Here is a 17,263-nt window from a genome sequence, read left to right on the forward strand (position 1 = left end):
TTATATCCATATGGAATGGTTTATGACAAAAGTGATTATATTGTCGGTTTAATGTTCAATCTGGTGATTAATAAAACGATTGAACTGAAATTGCAGCGAGTTGATCATCTGCGATGACCAGCGCACTGCACCATTTTCGGGCAATGTCTGCGGCATCCAGACGGCATACGCAAACAGCGCCATGCACAGAACGCGCTCCAGCTGGTTGCCTTTTTGCGGCACGAGGATTGGCAGGCGGAAACGCCAGCGGCAGGGCCAGAGCAGCGGTACGCCCGCTGGCGTCAGCATATCGGCGAGGATATGGCTTAAGTAGCCAAGCACCATGCCCTGAATGGCATCCGCCGGGACGATCCAGCTCTCCGGAACCTTTAAATAGAAGAGTGTAAGCAGGCCAAATACGGCCAGCAGGCTGTGGGTAAACCCGCGATGACCAAAGGCTCTGGCGATGGGCTTTGAAATCCACTTTAGCCGCTGGCCAAGGAATGACTTTGGATGATCTATGTCCGGCAGCAGGCAGGTAAGTACGGCGGAAGGGACAATATGCCACCAGTCCCCCTGTGCCAGCACAGGGGTCAGTTCAGCGTTTTTGGCAAACACTGCACAGGCAAGTGAAAAAAGCAGGTGGCCTTCCGCCGTCATGATAAAACCCGGTAAACTGTCGATTCATACAGTATAGGGTTTTTATACAGTGTGTGAAAGAGGTGACGGTGTAACTCTTTGTCACAAACGCGCGGTTAGCGCGCCAGCCAGCCACCGTCTACGGCGAGAGTATGACCGTTAACGTAATCAGATGCTCTTGAAGCCAGAAACACCACCGGACCCTGTAAATCCTCCGGGAGACCCCAGCGGCCCGCCGGAATCCGGTCGAGGATCGCCTGGCTGCGCTGCTCATCATCGCGAAGCTGCCTGGTGTTATTGGTCGCCATATAACCTGGCGCGATAGCGTTCACGTTAATACCTAGCGGCGCCCATTCGTTCGCCAGCAGGCGGGTGAGGCCCAGCACGCCGCTTTTGGACGCCGTATAGGAGGGCACCCGGATGCCGCCCTGGAAGGAGAGCATGGAAGCAATGTTAATGATCTTGCCGCCCTGACCCTGCGCGATAAACTGTTTCGCCACTGCCTGAGAGAGGAAAAAGACTGATTTCAGATTGAGATCGATGACCTCGTCCCAGTCCTTCTCACTAAATTCCAGCGCATCGGCACGGCGGATGGTGCCGGCATTGTTAACCAGAATATCGATGCGGCCCATCTCAGCGACTGCGGTATCCACCACGCTCTGAATACTCTCCTGCTTGCCAAGATCGGCGCGAATCGCGATAAAGCGTCGTCCCAGCGCCGTAACGCGCGCTGCCGTTTCGTCAGGAACCTTGCGGTTAACCCCCACGATATCGCATCCTGCTTCGGCGAGGGCAATGGCCATGCCTTGCCCCAGACCGGTATCGCACCCGGTCACCATCGCCACTTTTCCTGCCAGAGTAAAAGCATCCAGTATCATACGCGCCTCAGAAGTCAGGTTATTGTCATTCTGCACGTAAGAATAGGAGTCTGGAATGAGAAAAGCAAATAAAGTAAAACGTTGTTTTGATTTTTCGGGGCAGGCAGCCGAAGCTGCCTGAAAGAGCGTTACTCCCCACGCAGATGGCGGGCAGTCAATTCTTCAAGAGACGTCAGCCTGACATCCGCCAGGGCAAAACGGGGATCGTGTCGGCCTTCTTCAGCCGGCACAACGATGGAGCGCATACGTGCGGCTTTGGACGCCACCATGCCGTTAACCGAATCTTCCAGCGCCACACAGGTAAGCGGATCCAGCCCCAGTTTCGCGGCGCAGTCCATATACACCTGCGGATGTGGCTTGCTGTACGGAAGCTTTTCGGCCGAGGCCAGCGCGTCGAAGCTGTCGCGCAGCCCGAACATCGTCAGCACTTTTTCCAGCATATGCAGCGGTGAGGCGGAGGCCAGCCCCACTTTCAGCCCTTGCGCCTTGCACAGGGCGATAGCGTCGCGTACGCCCGGTAACAGAGGCTTATACTCTTCTACGAGGGAGATGGCGCGGTTGATAATGCGCGCCGTAACTTCGTCGCGATCCGGGCCAACCCATGGCTGGTGGGCATACCAAAGGTCAACCACCATATCGATGCGCAGCCCCAGGGTATCGGGAAGCTCGTTACGACGACTGATATCGACGCCGAGGCTGGCCATCACGTCCAGTTCAGCCCGATCCCACAGGGGTTCGGAATCAATCAGCAATCCATCCATGTCAAAAATAGCGGCAAGTATCTGGCGCGGTGTCGACATTACAACATCTCCTTATCTTGGGGTAAGACGAACGGTGCTAAGCACAAGCAATTTAGCATATTGCATGCAAAGAGCGGGCGAAATTGACCGACAGCAGGTAGACTTAGGCACAAATAACGCGTCTTTATGAAGAGGAACTAATGACGTATCAACAAGCTGGACGCATCGCGGTCTTAAAACGTGTTGCTGGTTGGGTTATTTTTATTCCCGCCCTGATTTCAACGCTGATCTCCGTACTCAAATTTATGTACGATCACAGCGAAAAACAGCCGGGCATCAATGCCGTTATGCTTGATTTTGCCCACGTCATGATTGAGATGATGCGGTTTAACACCCCGTTCCTGAACGTCTTCTGGTTCAACTCGCCCACGCCGGATTTTCACCACCAGCTGAATGTCGGTTTCTGGATAATCTATGCGTTGATATTTATCGCGATGGCGTTGCAGGCCTCCGGCGCGCGCATGAGTCGCCAGACCCGCTTTTTACGCGAAGGGGTGGAAGATCAGCTGATACTTGAGAAGGCGAAAGGCCCTGACGGGATGAGCCGCGAGCAGATCGAATCGCGCATTGTCGTTCCGCGTCATACCATTTTTGTGCAGTTTTTCCCGCTCTACATTCTGCCGGTCATCATCATTGTGGCCGGGTATTTCTTCTTTACGCTGCTTGGCTTCCTGTAAATCCTAAGGGAAGGGGCGTGATGCCGCCCCTTCCCGCTATGCCGCCAGAATACGGTCCAGCGCCCGCTGGGCATTTACCAGATGACTCCCGCCAAACAAAATAGCCCGGTTTAGCAAGGTGTACAGCTGATAAACCGGCTGACGATCAAGGAAACCCGCAGGTAACGGCGAGACAGACTGATAGCCATCATAAATTTGCGGCGGCTGTTCAGGGTGCAACGGCAGCATCGCGAGGTCACACTCTCTGTCGCCCCAGTAGCAGGCCGGGTCATATATATAGGGACCATCAGGCCCAAGCGCGCAGTTGTTTGACCATAAATCACCGTGCAGAAGGGAAGCCTGAGGCTGATGCGAAGCCAGACGCTGCTGAATATGTTCAACAATCGCGTCGATGTTGCCGAACGCTAATCCCTTTTCAGCGGCCAGCTCCAGCTGCCAGCCGATGCGCTGTTCGGCGAAAAAAGTCGACCAGCGGCGCTGCCATGCGTTTGGCTGTGGGGTGGTGGAGAGGTCGTTATCGAAATCGAGCCCAAACTGAGGTTGATCGCTCCACTGGTGCAAACGGGCGATCTGTTGCCCGAGAATAAAGGCGTTGTGCGCATCCAGAGGACGCGCGGGAAGATAGTTCATCACCAGAAAGCTATAGTCACGATCGCTGCCGACGGCTAAAACCTGCGGAACGGTGACTGTTTTACTGCGCGATAACAGCTCAAGCTGATCGGCTTCGGCAGTAAAAATGGGGAGCAATTCGCGCTCATCACATTTAACGAAAAGATCGCGCCCGGCGTAACGTAAATGCCATGCGGCATGGATCTCTCCGCCTGGCAGTTCGTTACGCAGTTCAATTTCACCTTCACCCAGCTGCTCACTTAAAAGATGACTGATAGCCTGCCACATGATGTCTCTCCCATGTTGTCTGCCAGATCATAAAGTTAGCGCAAAACGGCTATAAAAAAACAGGAACTAACGCACAACTGAGCGGTTTAATTTTATACAGGGCACTTATTGTGCTTTTTTATGCCAGTTTTCCCAGCTATCCACATCAATTTCCGTGGCTTTGTCAGTCACGCTTTCCACCAGGCTACTGGCCAGCGCCTTCACCTCTTCCTGGCTCAGCGGGCTTATCAGGCCAAATGCCAGTGAGCCGAGATCGTGAATATTGCCCTCATCGTCCGTCAGCGTGAGCAGAAAATTCGCCCGCGTGAACGCGTTGTTGAGTTCATTCAGTTCGGTCAGCGATGCTTCATGAATATTGACAGTTACGACGTAGCGGGTGATATCACCACTGCTCATAATTCACCTCGTTGTTATCCTGAAAGTTTTCTTAGCATAGTCGATAAGCTCTGTTTAGCGACTTCCCCTTCCATGGGAAGGGGAAGCAGGTTCAGCTTCTCGCCAGGTAATCGACAATTTTCTGGGTATCCGCAAGCGAACACAGACGCGTTCCCTGATTGATGGTGGCTGCACTCCCTGCCGCGACGCCATAGCGTGCCATCTCCAGAAGCGAAGCGCCCTGCGCCAGCTTCAGCACCATCGCGCCAACCATACTGTCACCGGCACCCACGGTGCTCTGGCTTTTCATCGGCGGTGGCACAACCTGCACAAAGCCCGTCTTGTCGACGGCCAGCGCACCCTGAGGACCGAGAGAAACCACAACGCGATGCGCTTTGCCCGTACGTACCAGCTCTTCTGCGGCAGTACGCACGTCGTCAGGCTGGCTGAGTTCTCGATTAACCAGGGCGCTGAGCTCTTTCTGGTTAGGTTTAACGAGTTCAAGTTGTCCGGGTTCTAACGCCGCCTTCAGGGCTTCGCCCGAGCTATCGACAATGCAGCGGATGCCGCGCTGGAGCGCCGCCTGAACCAGCGCCGTCAGTTTCTCGGTTTCGACGCCCGGCGGCAGACTACCGCTGATCACCAGTAATGAGCCGCTTTCAATGGTCAGCACTTTCTCTTCCAGTTGACGAAACTCATCATCGGTCAATATCGCCCCCGGCATCACAAAGCGATATTGCTCGCCGCTGGATTCAACATGGACATGCAGGTTCTGCCGGGTCCAGTCTTTAGCGTCGACGGTGTCTACGGCCACCTGTTCATCTGCCAGCAACGCCACCAGATGTTCTCCCGTGGCGCCGCCAGCGGGGAAGATGGCGGTGGCTTTTCCGCCGAGATGGGTAATAGCGCGCGCCACGTTGATGCCGCCGCCGCCCGGCTCAAACACCGGCGCGCTACAGCGCAGCTTACCTTCCGGGTAGATTTGCGGCGTTATGGTCGCGGAGTCGAGGGAAGGGGAGAGTGTCAGCGTATAAATCGAAGCCATCATGACCTCCTTTTATCATGGGTTCTTTTAAGCCTGGCACCGTTTGGCAGGAAGGCAACGTAAATAACAGTATGATTTTAAATATGAATGCTGACAAATAACCCGCGCCGGGCATATAAAATAAAACGCGTTTTGGGATCGTTCTTATTCAAAAAATGAAAGAAGAAAATATTGCTATGTTATTTGCGGCTTTTTATAATTTGTTACCTTTCTATGGTCGCCTTGTCATTGATCCGCAAGAAAGTTTCCGAGACCGTGACGGTCTCTTTTTATGTTGTACGGACTCCTTAAATAAAATGAAGCTTTTGAAGACAGTACCCGCAGCACTGATGCTGGCGGGTGGCGTATTTGCGTCACTGAATGCAACCGCCGATGATACCGTTTTTACTGTCATGGACGATCCCTCCACTGCCAAAAAACCCTTTGAAGGTAACGTGAATGCCGGGTATCTGGCGCAATCCGGTAACACGAAAAGCTCCTCCCTGACAGCAGACAGCACCCTGACCTGGTACGGCAACACCACGGCCTGGTCGCTGTGGGGAAATGCCAGCAACACCTCTGCTAACGATCAACGCTCATCGGAGAAATACGCGGTAGGCGGACGTAGCCGATACAACATGACCGATTATGACTACCTGTTTGGGCAGGCGAGCTGGCTGACTGACCGCTACAACGGCTATCGCCAGCGTGATGTCGTGACTGCGGGTTATGGTCGTCAGTTCCTCAATGGGCCGGTGCACAGCCTGCGTTTTGAATTCGGTCCGGGTGTCCGTTACGACGAGTACACCAACGGCGAAGATGAAACGCAGCCGCTGGGTTATGCATCGGGCACCTATGCATGGCAGATGACCGACAACGCAAAATTCACCCAGGGTGTGTCGGTGTTTGGTGCTGAAGATACAACGCTGAACTCAGAAAGTGCGTTGAACGTGGCGATCAATGAACACTTTGGACTCAAGGTGGCGTACAACGTAACCTGGAACTCATCCCCACCCGATTCTGCACCGGAACATACCGATCGCCGAACCACGATTTCATTAGGTTATAAAATGTAATATCCTCGGGCCGAGAATAATCCCGGCCCGTTTTTTATTTTCTGAAACTGTGCTTATTTATATTAAACGGCGTTTTAAAATAATGTGTCTGGTTTCATCTTCATAATTTCTCCATAATTAGCTGGCCAGGGCTTATTCAGTTTATTTGACACGAATTGATAAATAATTTGACTAGGCAAGAATGTGATCCAGATCTACACTTACGGCACAGGCGAAAAACTTGCCTCAGGCATATCGTATTAAATAAGTATGAGAATAAAATTATGAAAAAAATCAAAACCGCTACAGCAGCGATGGTGCTTTCCGCACTTTCATTTGGCGTATTTGCTGCTGATAATACGCAACCTGCCAATGACGTTAACAGCCCAATCGGGATCGCTAAAGCCTCTGATGTAGAAGCAGGCTCCAACATTGCCCCTGGCACTCAGTCTACCGGCCAGTCAATGAATGATGCATTTGATGTACATAAGCTGGTGGCGGGTGAGTGGTCCTGATATTTCAACTGCCACGTGTGACGGAATATACGCTGCCACAGCCTGTCGAAAACCGGATTATGACGTACCGGTTTTGGACCATAAATTATCGTTAAGATAGTTAAGATTTATTCAGTAAATTCACGGCAGGTTTTCGCTGACAAAATATTAGCCCCAGATCATAGCGGCCCAGCGCAGCAGCAACATCGCGCCGCAAATAGCAATTAACACCACGACCATTTTCCAGTGCTTCACGGCAAATCTTTTTGTTGGCATAACCTAATCCTTGTCAGTTGATACCCTTAGTCTACCAAAGTCTGCGCCAGAAAGCGCTCAACAAGGGAGAACAGGTTATGCCGGAACACCGGTTCGGCTTAAAACCAATGGAATCTGTCAGCCAGAATCAATACCAGGCCAGCAGCGGAAAGTAGATTTAATATCACAACGGTTCTACTCGATACGTTCATGTGATACCCCTTCGATGTTTAAGGACCAGATCAAGAATAGCTCAGCACTTTCGGATTGCGAGCACCCGTCAACAAAAGTTCATTAATGCAGACAACAGGATGTGCGGTTCAAAACGGTCGCAGGAAGGTGCATTCGCCCTGTCAATAGTGTTACCATTACGTCGCCTGTCGTAAACCCGCATTATTCTGAAATCGGCCGGTGAATGATGACGAACCAATTTGACGATTGTTGGTCAGATGGTTTCGTAATCTACTGTTTAATCACGATTATTTTCTTTGTATATGCTCTTATGTGTGGGGCATCACTGCAAATAAGGATATAAAATGCCTGTAATTACTCTTCCTGATGGTAGCCAACGCCATTTCGACCACGCTGTTAGCCCAATGGATGTTGCCCTGGATATCGGTCCTGGACTTGCAAAAGCAACCATTGCAGGCCGCGTAAACGGCGAGCTGGTAGACGCGTCCGATCTGATTGAAAGCGATGCAACGCTTGCGATCATCACCGCTAAAGACGAAGAAGGTCTGGAGATCATTCGTCACTCCTGCGCGCACCTGTTAGGCCATGCTATCAAGCAGCTGTGGCCAAACACCAAAATGGCGATCGGCCCGGTTATCGACAACGGTTTCTACTACGACGTTGACCTTGACCACACCCTGACCCAGGAAGATATCGACGCGCTCGAAAAACGTATGCACGAGCTCGCCGAAACTAACTATGACGTCATTAAGAAGAAAGTCAGCTGGCACGAAGCGCGTGAAACCTTCGTGAAGCGCGGCGAGAGCTACAAAGTCTCGATTCTTGATGAAAACATCGCTCATGATGACAAGCCAGGCTTGTACCATCACCAGGAATACGTCGACATGTGCCGTGGTCCGCACGTGCCGAATATGCGCTTCTGTCATCACTTCAAACTGATGAAAATCGCAGGCGCTTACTGGCGTGGCGATAGCAACAACAAGATGTTGCAGCGTATCTATGGTACCGCGTGGGCCGATAAGAAAGCCCTGAACGCATACCTGCAACGCCTGGAAGAGGCGGCTAAGCGTGACCACCGTAAAATCGGTAAGCAGCTTGACCTGTATCATATGCAGGAAGAAGCTCCGGGGATGGTGTTCTGGCATAACGACGGCTGGACTATCTTCCGTGAACTGGAAACGTTCGTGCGCTCCAAGCTGAAAGAGTACCAGTATCAGGAAGTGAAGGGCCCGTTCATGATGGACCGTGTGCTGTGGGAAAAAACCGGCCACTGGGACAACTACAAAGATGCGATGTTCACCACTTCGTCTGAGAACCGTGAATACTGCATCAAGCCAATGAACTGCCCGGGCCACGTTCAGATCTTCAACCAGGGTCTGAAATCCTACCGCGATCTGCCGCTGCGTATGGCGGAGTTCGGTAGCTGCCACCGTAACGAGCCATCAGGTGCGCTGCACGGTCTGATGCGTGTTCGTGGCTTTACTCAGGATGATGCGCATATCTTCTGTACTGAAGATCAGGTCCGTGAAGAAGTTAACGCCTGTATTCGTATGGTCTACGATATGTACAGCACCTTTGGCTTCGAGAAGATCGTGGTCAAACTCTCAACGCGTCCGGAAAAACGTATCGGCAGCGATGAGACATGGGATCGCGCAGAGGCGGATCTCGCCGTAGCGCTGGAAGAGAACGGTATTCCGTTCGAATACCAGCTGGGCGAGGGCGCATTCTACGGTCCGAAAATTGAATTTACCCTGTATGACTGCCTCGATCGCGCATGGCAGTGCGGAACGGTACAGCTGGACTTCTCCCTGCCGCAGCGTTTAAGCGCCTCTTATGTTGGCGAAGATAACGAGCGTCAGGTGCCGGTTATGATTCACCGTGCGATTCTCGGTTCACTGGAGCGCTTCATCGGCATCCTGACCGAAGAGTTCGCAGGCTTCTTCCCAACCTGGCTTGCGCCAGTGCAGGTCGTGGTGATGAACATTACCGATTCTCAGGCGGATTACGTTAAAGAATTGACGCAGAAACTACAAAATGCGGGCATTCGCGTAAAAGCAGACTTGAGAAATGAGAAGATTGGCTTTAAAATCCGCGAGCACACTTTACGTCGTGTCCCGTATATGTTGGTCTGTGGTGATAAAGAGGTGGAAGCAGGCAAAGTTGCCGTTCGCACCCGCCGTGGTAAAGACCTGGGGAGCCTGGACGTAAGTGAAGTGATTGAGAAGCTGCAACAAGAGATTCGCAGCCGCAGTCTTCAACAACTGGAGGAATAAGGTATTAAAGGCGGAAAACGAGTTCAAACGGCACGTCCGAATCGTATCAATGGCGAGATTCGCGCCCAGGAAGTTCGCTTAACAGGTCTGGAAGGCGAGCAGCTGGGGATTGTGAGTCTGAGAGAAGCGATCGAAAAGGCTGAAGAAGCTGGAGTAGATTTAGTTGAAATCAGCCCTAACGCCGAACCGCCAGTTTGTCGTATCATGGACTACGGCAAGTTCCTTTATGAAAAGAGTAAGTCTTCTAAGGAACAGAAGAAGAAGCAAAAAGTTATCCAGGTTAAGGAAATCAAATTCCGTCCTGGTACCGACGATGGCGATTATCAGGTAAAACTCCGCAGCCTGATTCGCTTTCTGGAAGATGGCGATAAGGCCAAGATCACGCTGCGTTTCCGCGGTCGTGAGATGGCCCACCAACAGATTGGTATGGAAGTGCTTAACCGCGTCCGTGACGATCTGAGTGAACTGGCAGTAGTCGAATCCTTCCCTACGAAGATCGAAGGCCGCCAGATGATCATGGTGCTCGCTCCTAAGAAGAAACAGTAAGGCCTTCAAGCAGCAAAATCTGTGGAGCCTTCGGGTTTCATAGGTTTTGTTCGCCTATGTTTCGTTTATTTAACAATGCGAAGTGGAAGTTATTAAAATGCCAAAAATTAAGACCGTACGCGGTGCTGCTAAGCGCTTCAAAAAAACCGGTAAAGGTGGTTTTAAGCACAAGCACGCTAACCTGCGTCACATTCTGACTAAGAAAGCTACCAAGCGTAAACGTCACCTGCGTCCAAAAGCCATGGTTTCTAAAGGCGATCTGGGCCTGGTCATCGCGTGCCTGCCGTACGCATAAGTCGTTAACGTTTAACTTTTTTAACTTAGAATAGATACAGGAGAGCACACATGGCTCGCGTAAAACGTGGTGTAATTGCACGTGCACGTCACAAGAAAATTTTGAAACAAGCTAAAGGCTACTACGGTGCGCGTTCACGCGTATACCGCGTTGCCTTCCAGGCTGTTATCAAAGCAGGTCAGTACGCTTACCGTGACCGTCGTCAGCGTAAGCGTCAGTTCCGTCAACTGTGGATTGCGCGTATCAACGCAGCAGCACGTCAGAACGGTATTTCTTACAGCAAATTCATCAACGGCCTGAAAAAAGCCTCTGTTGAAATCGACCGTAAGATCCTGGCTGACATCGCAGTATTCGACAAAGTAGCGTTCACCGCTCTGGTCGAAAAAGCGAAAGCAGCACTGGCATAAGCCAGTTGAGAGAGGGGGCTTTGCCTCCTCTTTTCATTTAACACCATCAGAAGATTGACATTTATCCGTGCAGGCTTTTCAATAAGGTCTTAACGGTTTTTACCCTACAAGGTAACGCAAGCATGAATGCTGCTATTTTCCGCTTCTTCTTTTACTTTAGCACCTGACTTCAGGAGGCTAGCGCGTGAAAGATGAAACGAAAAACAGCGCCAGATAAGCCTCCCGATGGAGGCTTTTTTTGTGCCTGAAGTTAAGAGAATACGTCCAACAATTCGGTGTCTGCACCGACATAATGAGGAAAACCATGTCACATCTCGCAGAGCTGGTTGCCAGTGCAACGGCCGCCATTAACCAGGCCTCAGATGTTGCCGCGTTAGACAATGTCCGCGTCGAATATCTGGGCAAGAAAGGGCATTTGACCCTTCAGATGACTACCCTGCGTGAACTGCCAGCAGAGGAGCGCCCGGCAGCCGGTGCAGTGATTAACGAAGCCAAAGAGCAGGTACAGCAGGCGCTGAACGCGCGTAAAGCCGAGCTGGAAAGCGCAGTACTGAATGCGCGTCTGGCGGCAGAAACGATTGACGTTTCTCTGCCGGGTCGTCGTATTGAAAACGGCGGTCTGCATCCGGTTACCCGTACTATCGATCGTATTGAAAGTTTCTTCGGTGAGCTCGGCTTTACCGTGGCGACTGGCCCGGAAATTGAAGATGATTACCATAACTTCGATGCCCTCAACATTCCTGGCCATCATCCGGCACGTGCTGACCACGACACTTTCTGGTTTGACGCTACCCGTCTGCTGCGTACCCAGACTTCCGGCGTTCAGATCCGTACCATGAAGGAACAGGAACCGCCTATCCGCATCATCGCGCCGGGTCGCGTATACCGTAACGACTACGATCAGACCCACACCCCAATGTTCCACCAGATGGAAGGTCTGATTGTTGATAAAAACATCAGCTTCACCAACCTGAAAGGCACGCTGCACGATTTCCTGAACAACTTTTTTGAGGAAGATTTGCAGGTTCGCTTCCGTCCGTCCTACTTCCCGTTCACCGAACCGTCTGCGGAAGTTGACGTGATGGGTAAAAACGGTAAATGGCTGGAAGTGCTGGGCTGCGGCATGGTGCATCCAAACGTGCTGCGCAACGTGGGTATCGATCCAGAAGTGTATTCCGGCTTTGCGTTCGGTATGGGCATGGAGCGTCTGACCATGCTGCGCTACGGCGTAACCGATTTACGTGCGTTCTTCGAAAACGATCTGCGTTTCCTCAAACAGTTTAAATAAGGGCAGGACAGAACAATGAAATTCAGTGAACTGTGGTTACGCGAATGGGTGAACACCACGCTGGACAGCGACGCGCTTTCCAACCAGATCACCATGGCGGGTCTGGAAGTTGACGGTGTAGAGCCGGTTTCTGGCGCCTTCACCGGCGTGGTCGTGGGCGAAGTGGTTGAATGCGGTCAGCACCCTAACGCTGACAAACTGCGCGTAACAAAAGTCAATGTGGGCGGTGATCGTCTGCTGGATATCGTCTGCGGTGCGCCAAACTGCCGTCAGGGCCTGAAAGTGGCCGTGGCGACCGTCGGTGCGGTACTGCCGGGCGATTTCAAAATCAAAGCGGCTAAGCTGCGCGGTGAGCCGTCTGAAGGTATGCTGTGCTCCTTCTCCGAACTGGGTATTTCCGACGATCACTCCGGCATTATTGAACTGCCGCAGGATGCGCCAGTCGGTACCGATATCCGCGAATACCTGAAGCTTGATGACAACACCATCGAAATCAGCGTAACGCCAAACCGTGCCGACTGCTTAGGCATCATCGGTGTGGCCCGCGACGTGGCCGTGCTAAACCAGACCGAACTGAACGTGCCGGAGATCGCGCCGGTTGAGGCAACCATCAGTGACGTGCTGCCGATTCAGGTAGACGCGCCTGAGGCCTGCCCACGCTACCTCGGTCGTGTGGTGAAAGGTATTAACGTTAAAGCGCCAACCCCGCTGTGGATGAAAGAGAAACTGCGTCGCTGCGGTATCCGTTCTATCGACGCCGTGGTTGACGTCACCAACTATGTTCTGCTGGAGCTGGGCCAGCCAATGCACGCCTTTGATAAAGATCGTATCGAAGGTGGGATCGTCGTGCGCATGGCGAAAGAGGGCGAAACCCTGGTTCTGCTGGACGGCAGCGAAGCGAAACTGAACGCCGACACCCTGGTGATTGCCGATCACAACAAAGCGCTGGCGATGGGCGGTATCTTCGGCGGCGAGCACTCTGGCGTTAACGACGAGACGCAAAACGTCCTGCTGGAATGCGCGTTCTTCAGCCCACTCTCCATCACCGGCCGCGCACGCCGTCACGGTCTGCACACTGATGCTTCTCATCGCTACGAGCGTGGCGTGGATCCTGCGCTGCAATACAAAGCGATGGAGCGTGCAACTCGCCTGCTGATCGATATCTGCGGCGGTGAAGCGGGTCCGGTAATTGATGTGACCAACGAAGCGACACTGCCGAAGCGTGCGACCATTACCCTGCGCCGCAGCAAGCTGGATCGCCTGATTGGTCACCACGTTGCCGATGCGCAGGTGACCGACATTTTGACGCGTCTGGGCTGCGAAGTCACTGAAGGTCAGGACGAGTGGAAAGCCGTTGCGCCATCCTGGCGTTTCGACATGGAGATCGAAGAAGATCTGGTGGAAGAAGTGGCCCGCGTTTACGGCTACAACAACATCCCTGACGAGCCGGTGCAGGCGGGTCTGGTGATGGGCAGCCATCGCGAGGCCGATCTGTCTCTGAAGCGTGTGAAAACCATGCTGAACGACAAAGGCTACCAGGAAGTGATCACCTACAGCTTCGTTGATCCTAAGCTGCAACAGCTGATCCACCCGGGTCAGGAAGCGCTGATCCTGCCAAGTCCGATTTCCAGCGAGATGTCAGCGATGCGTCTGTCCCTGTGGACGGGACTGCTGGGCACTATCGTTTATAACCAGAACCGTCAGCAAAACCGCGTGCGTATTTTCGAAAGCGGTTTGCGCTTTGTACCGGATACTCAGGCGAATTTAGGCATCCGTCAGGATCTCATGCTGGCCGGCGCCATCAGCGGTAACCGCTATGAAGAGCATTGGGACCTGGCAAAAGGGACAGTTGATTTCTACGATATGAAGGGCGATCTGGAAGCAATTCTCGATCTGACCGGTAAATTATCCGAAATTGAATTCCGCGCAGAAGCGATTCCAGCCCTGCATCCGGGTCAGAGTGCGGCGATCTATTTAGACGGCAAACGTGTTGGTTTCATTGGGGTTGTTCACCCGGAACTGGAACGTAAGCTGGATCTGAATGGCCGTACCATCGTATTCGAACTGGAGTGGAACCCGGTTGCAGACCGCGTCATTCCTCAGGCGCAGGACGTCTCACGCTTCCCGGCAAACCGCCGTGATATCGCGGTTGTGGTCGCTGAAAATGTGCCCGCAGCAGATATTTTGGCCGAATGTAAGAAAGTTGGCGTAAATCAGGTAGTTGGCGTAAACTTATTTGACGTGTACCGCGGCAAGGGCGTAGCAGAAGGTTTCAAGAGCCTCGCTATTAGCCTTATCCTTCAGGATACCAGCCGTACACTCGAAGAAGAGGAGATTGCCGCTACCGTCGCCAAATGTGTAGAGGCATTAAAAGAGCGATTCCAGGCATCATTGAGGGATTGAACCTATGGCGCTTACAAAAGCTGAAATGTCAGAATATCTGTTTGATAAGCTTGGGCTTAGCAAACGGGATGCCAAAGAGCTGGTAGAGCTGTTTTTCGAAGAGATCCGTCGTGCTCTGGAAAATGGTGAGCAGGTTAAACTCTCCGGTTTTGGCAATTTTGATTTGCGAGACAAAAACCAACGTCCGGGCCGTAACCCGAAGACGGGGGAAGATATTCCCATTACAGCCCGCCGCGTGGTGACCTTCAGACCCGGACAGAAGTTAAAAAGCCGTGTCGAAAACGCAACGCCCAAAGCAGAGTAATATGAACTAACTAAAAAGGCCGCTCACGCGGCCTTTTTTCTTTGCGCTATTTGCTAAACCCGCCGTAAAATCAATGATATCTCAACCGGATAACCTATCGTCTATGCTTGATCTTGCCCGTCTTCAGCACCGCTCCGATCTCCGCCGCCTGTGTCTGCTCGGGGTGCTGTTGATTGTCGCCACCACCGTCAGCCTGTGTGCGGGCGATCGGTGGCTGGGGCCGGAAAGCTGGTTTACGCCTGAAGGGCAGCTCTTTGTCTGGCAGATCCGCCTGCCGCGGACGCTGGCTGTCCTTTTGGTCGGCGCTGCGCTGGCGCTGTGCGGTACGATCATGCAGGCATTATTTGAAAACCCTCTGGCGGAACCCGGGCTTCTCGGGGTCTCGAATGGTGCAGGCGTCGGGCTTATCGCCGCCGTGATGCTGGGGGGAGGCGAGCTCTCCGCCTGGGGGATTAGCCTCAGCGCCATCCTTGGCGCGCTGTTGATAACCCTTATCCTTCTGCGCTTTGCTCGTCGCCATTTATCCACCAGCCGGCTGCTGCTTGCCGGGGTAGCGTTGGGGATCATCTGTAGTGCGCTGATGACCTGGGCCGTCTACTTCTCCACCTCCTTCGATCTGCGCCAGTTAATGTACTGGATGATGGGGGGATTTGGTGGCGTCGACTGGCGTCAGGGGTGGCTGATGGTGCTCCTGATCCCGGCTATCCTGTGGATGGTTTTCCAGGCGCAGCCGCTGAATATTCTCGCGCTGGGCGAAACGTCTGCTCGCCAGCTCGGGATGCCGATTGGATTCTGGCGCAACGTGCTGGTTATCGCCATCGGCTGGATGGTGGGCGTAAGCGTGGCGCTGGCGGGGGCGATTGGCTTTATTGGGCTGGTGATCCCGCATATGCTGCGTCTGTGCGGCATGACGGACCACCGAACCCTGCTCCCGGCCTCGGCGGTTGCCGGGGCGGCAACGCTGCTGGTTGCCGATATCATCGCCCGACTCGCCCTGACGGCCGCTGAGTTGCCCATAGGCGTGGTGACCGCAACGCTGGGCGCGCCGGTCTTTATCTGGCTACTATTAAAAGCTGGACGTTAAAACACAACCTGTAAGTCAACCTGAGGGAATGCTATGCAGTCTGATATTCTGAATACCGAAGTGACGACCATTGACGGCGAGAAAACCACGCTGGAAGGCTACAAGGGCAAGGTGCTGCTCATCGTGAACGTGGCGTCGAAATGTGGCCTTACGCCGCAGTATGAACAGCTGGAAAACATTCATAAAGCCTGGGAAAAAGACGGCTTTACCGTACTCGGCTTCCCGTGCAACCAGTTCCTGGGCCAGGAGCCGGGCAGCGAAGAGGAAATTAAGACCTTTTGCAGCACAACCTATGGCGTGACGTTCCCGATGTTCAGCAAAATTGACGTGAACGGGGAAAATCGTCATCCGCTGTATGCCAAACTGGTGGCCGCGGCGCCGACCGCCGTTGCGCCTGAAGAGAGTGGTTTCTATGAACGTATGGCGAGTAAAGGCCGCGCGCCGCTCTATCCGGACGATATTCTGTGGAACTTCGAAAAATTCCTGATTGGACGTGACGGTCAGGTCGTGCAGCGTTTTTCGCCTGACATGACGCCTGAAGATCCTATCGTGATGGAATCAATCAAGCTGGCGCTGGCGAAATAATGACGCTGCTGATGCAGCTCACGAACGTTGCCGGGAAGGGACGTCTTGAGCCTGTGACTGCCGCAGTCAACGCAGGTGAAATCCTTCACCTGGTTGGGCCAAACGGCGCCGGAAAAAGCACGCTGCTGGCTCGCATGGCGGGGCTGACCACCGGGGAAGGAGAGATAACCTTTCTCGGGCAATCGCTCGTCGACTGGCTACCCGCTACACTTGCCTCCCGTCGAAGCTACCTGGTTCAGCAGCAGGTTCCGCCCTTTGCGATGCCCGTCTGGCACTACCTGACGCTGCATCTGTCTGATAAAAATCAGGTGGGCTTGCTCAACGAGGTTGCTGCGGCGCTCGGGTTAGACGATAAGCTCACCCGGCAGGCAAATCAGCTTTCCGGCGGCGAGTGGCAGCGCGTGCGTCTGGCCGCCGTTATCCTTCAGATCCATCCGGCGGGAAATCCTCACGGGCGGATGCTGCTGCTGGACGAGCCGATGAGCGGGCTGGACGTTGCCCAACAGGCAGCGCTGGATACCCTGCTCAGCGCGCTATGTCGCAAGGGGATCGCCATTGTGATGAGCAGCCATGATTTAAACCATACGTTGCGCCACGCGCATCGGGTGTGGTTGCTGGCGCGTGGCAAACTGATTGCCAGCGGAACGCGCGACAACGTGCTGACGGCCGCCAATCTTGCGAGCGCTTACCACATGTCGTTCCGGAGGCTGGATATTGAAGGCCACAAGATGCTCATTTCCACGACGCAGGAATAACCTTTCTTGCACAGTCGCATAGATGCACGCTAAATTACCGAAAGAACAAAAAAAGCAG

Annotated in this window: 22 protein-coding genes and 1 other annotated feature; of the genes, 14 read left to right on the top strand and 8 right to left on the bottom strand. The window is 53.3% G+C overall.

Going from position 1 to position 17,263, the window contains the following annotated elements; all coding sequences use genetic code 11:
- Positions 1 to 48 precede the first annotated feature (48 nt).
- The 3 genes from ACOTZD_RS12995 to hxpB all read right to left on the bottom strand — a co-directional run bounded on the left by ACOTZD_RS12995 (position 49) and on the right by hxpB (position 2,296).
- A complete protein-coding gene (locus ACOTZD_RS12995; RefSeq protein ID WP_015570742.1) occupies positions 49 to 639 on the bottom strand; it encodes a metal-dependent hydrolase in 591 nt (196 codons plus the stop codon).
- Positions 640 to 734: 95 nt separating this feature from the next.
- A complete protein-coding gene (gene kduD / locus ACOTZD_RS13000; RefSeq protein ID WP_003857827.1) occupies positions 735 to 1,496 on the bottom strand; it encodes a 2-dehydro-3-deoxy-D-gluconate 5-dehydrogenase KduD in 762 nt (253 codons plus the stop codon).
- A gap of 128 nt (positions 1,497 to 1,624) precedes the next feature.
- Entirely contained in the window at positions 1,625 to 2,296 is a 672-nt protein-coding gene (gene hxpB, locus ACOTZD_RS13005; RefSeq protein WP_003857825.1) for a hexitol phosphatase HxpB, read from the bottom strand.
- A 140-nt stretch (positions 2,297 to 2,436) separates the two neighbouring features.
- Between hxpB and ACOTZD_RS13010 the strand changes: the two genes are divergently transcribed.
- Positions 2,437 to 2,973 carry a YniB family protein gene (locus ACOTZD_RS13010; protein ID WP_003857823.1) on the top strand — a complete coding sequence of 179 codons (537 nt, stop codon included), beginning with the start codon at positions 2,437 to 2,439 and terminating at the stop codon, positions 2,971 to 2,973.
- A gap of 36 nt (positions 2,974 to 3,009) precedes the next feature.
- On the opposite strand, the gene ACOTZD_RS13015 is transcribed toward ACOTZD_RS13010, so the two are convergent.
- The 3 genes from ACOTZD_RS13015 to pfkB all read right to left on the bottom strand — a co-directional run bounded on the left by ACOTZD_RS13015 (position 3,010) and on the right by pfkB (position 5,290).
- The gene (locus tag ACOTZD_RS13015; protein WP_022650899.1) at positions 3,010 to 3,870 is read right to left on the bottom strand and encodes a fructosamine kinase family protein; all 861 of its coding nucleotides are present in this window, start codon (positions 3,868 to 3,870) and stop codon (positions 3,010 to 3,012) included.
- Positions 3,871 to 3,975: 105 nt separating this feature from the next.
- Positions 3,976 to 4,266 carry a type V toxin-antitoxin system endoribonuclease antitoxin GhoS gene (ghoS, locus tag ACOTZD_RS13020; RefSeq protein WP_047051472.1) on the bottom strand — a complete coding sequence of 97 codons (291 nt, stop codon included), beginning with the start codon at positions 4,264 to 4,266 and terminating at the stop codon, positions 3,976 to 3,978.
- Positions 4,267 to 4,357: 91 nt separating this feature from the next.
- Positions 4,358 to 5,290, bottom strand: a complete 933-nt coding sequence (gene pfkB, locus ACOTZD_RS13025; RefSeq protein WP_174402042.1) for a 6-phosphofructokinase II — start codon at positions 5,288 to 5,290, stop codon at positions 4,358 to 4,360.
- Between the two features lie 296 nt (positions 5,291 to 5,586).
- Between pfkB and ACOTZD_RS13030 the strand changes: the two genes are divergently transcribed.
- The gene (locus ACOTZD_RS13030) at positions 5,587 to 6,345 is read left to right on the top strand and encodes a DUF481 domain-containing protein (protein WP_026080717.1); all 759 of its coding nucleotides are present in this window, start codon (positions 5,587 to 5,589) and stop codon (positions 6,343 to 6,345) included.
- Between the two features lie 263 nt (positions 6,346 to 6,608).
- Positions 6,609 to 6,839 (top strand): hypothetical protein, encoded by a 231-nt coding sequence (locus tag ACOTZD_RS13035; protein WP_003857817.1) that lies wholly within the window; start codon positions 6,609 to 6,611, stop codon positions 6,837 to 6,839.
- Positions 6,840 to 6,986: 147 nt separating this feature from the next.
- Here the strand turns inward: ACOTZD_RS13035 and yniD are convergent, their stop codons facing one another.
- Positions 6,987 to 7,094, bottom strand: a complete 108-nt coding sequence (gene yniD, locus ACOTZD_RS13040; protein WP_003857815.1) for a small membrane protein YniD — start codon at positions 7,092 to 7,094, stop codon at positions 6,987 to 6,989.
- Positions 7,095 to 7,192: 98 nt separating this feature from the next.
- Complete coding sequence (yncL, locus tag ACOTZD_RS13045; protein WP_071785204.1) at positions 7,193 to 7,285, bottom strand: stress response membrane protein YncL; 93 nt, start codon at positions 7,283 to 7,285, stop codon at positions 7,193 to 7,195.
- 324 nt (positions 7,286 to 7,609) lie between these two features.
- On the opposite strand from yncL, the gene thrS reads away from it, so the two are divergent.
- From thrS to btuD, 11 genes are all read left to right on the top strand, one after another.
- Positions 7,610 to 9,538 (top strand): threonine--tRNA ligase, encoded by a 1,929-nt coding sequence (gene thrS, locus ACOTZD_RS13050; protein WP_003857814.1) that lies wholly within the window; start codon positions 7,610 to 7,612, stop codon positions 9,536 to 9,538.
- A gap of 3 nt (positions 9,539 to 9,541) precedes the next feature.
- Positions 9,542 to 10,084: a translation initiation factor IF-3 gene (gene infC, locus ACOTZD_RS13055; RefSeq protein ID WP_023616141.1), complete on the top strand. Its 543-nt coding sequence runs from the start codon at positions 9,542 to 9,544 to the stop codon at positions 10,082 to 10,084.
- A 97-nt stretch (positions 10,085 to 10,181) separates the two neighbouring features.
- Positions 10,182 to 10,379, top strand: a complete 198-nt coding sequence (rpmI, locus tag ACOTZD_RS13060) for a 50S ribosomal protein L35 (RefSeq protein ID WP_001124225.1) — start codon at positions 10,182 to 10,184, stop codon at positions 10,377 to 10,379.
- A 50-nt stretch (positions 10,380 to 10,429) separates the two neighbouring features.
- The gene (gene rplT / locus ACOTZD_RS13065; protein ID WP_000124850.1) at positions 10,430 to 10,786 is read left to right on the top strand and encodes a 50S ribosomal protein L20; all 357 of its coding nucleotides are present in this window, start codon (positions 10,430 to 10,432) and stop codon (positions 10,784 to 10,786) included.
- 117 nt (positions 10,787 to 10,903) lie between these two features.
- Positions 10,904 to 11,028: a sequence feature (Phe leader region), on the top strand.
- The gene (gene pheM / locus ACOTZD_RS13070; protein ID WP_001386830.1) at positions 10,909 to 10,953 is read left to right on the top strand and encodes a pheST operon leader peptide PheM; all 45 of its coding nucleotides are present in this window, start codon (positions 10,909 to 10,911) and stop codon (positions 10,951 to 10,953) included. It overlaps the preceding feature by 45 nt.
- A gap of 62 nt (positions 11,029 to 11,090) precedes the next feature.
- A complete protein-coding gene (gene pheS / locus ACOTZD_RS13075) occupies positions 11,091 to 12,074 on the top strand; it encodes a phenylalanine--tRNA ligase subunit alpha (protein ID WP_003857809.1) in 984 nt (327 codons plus the stop codon).
- Between the two features lie 15 nt (positions 12,075 to 12,089).
- On the top strand, positions 12,090 to 14,477 hold the full coding sequence (gene pheT / locus ACOTZD_RS13080; RefSeq protein ID WP_022650903.1) for a phenylalanine--tRNA ligase subunit beta: 2,388 nt from the start codon (positions 12,090 to 12,092) through the stop codon (positions 14,475 to 14,477).
- 4 nt (positions 14,478 to 14,481) lie between these two features.
- Positions 14,482 to 14,781 carry an integration host factor subunit alpha gene (gene ihfA, locus ACOTZD_RS13085; RefSeq protein ID WP_003857805.1) on the top strand — a complete coding sequence of 100 codons (300 nt, stop codon included), beginning with the start codon at positions 14,482 to 14,484 and terminating at the stop codon, positions 14,779 to 14,781.
- A 103-nt stretch (positions 14,782 to 14,884) separates the two neighbouring features.
- Positions 14,885 to 15,865, top strand: coding sequence for a vitamin B12 ABC transporter permease BtuC (gene btuC / locus ACOTZD_RS13090; protein WP_032609032.1), 981 nt, complete (start codon positions 14,885 to 14,887; stop codon positions 15,863 to 15,865).
- 33 nt (positions 15,866 to 15,898) lie between these two features.
- Positions 15,899 to 16,450, top strand: a complete 552-nt coding sequence (locus tag ACOTZD_RS13095; RefSeq protein WP_022650905.1) for a glutathione peroxidase — start codon at positions 15,899 to 15,901, stop codon at positions 16,448 to 16,450.
- Positions 16,450 to 17,205: a vitamin B12 ABC transporter ATP-binding protein BtuD gene (gene btuD / locus ACOTZD_RS13100; protein WP_421636305.1), complete on the top strand. Its 756-nt coding sequence runs from the start codon at positions 16,450 to 16,452 to the stop codon at positions 17,203 to 17,205. Before ACOTZD_RS13095 ends, btuD begins: the two co-directional genes overlap by 1 nt.
- Positions 17,206 to 17,263 lie beyond the last annotated feature (58 nt).

Source organism: Enterobacter cloacae complex sp. SHL022, from assembly GCF_049237785.1.
GTDB lineage: Bacteria > Pseudomonadota > Gammaproteobacteria > Enterobacterales > Enterobacteriaceae > Enterobacter > Enterobacter hormaechei_C.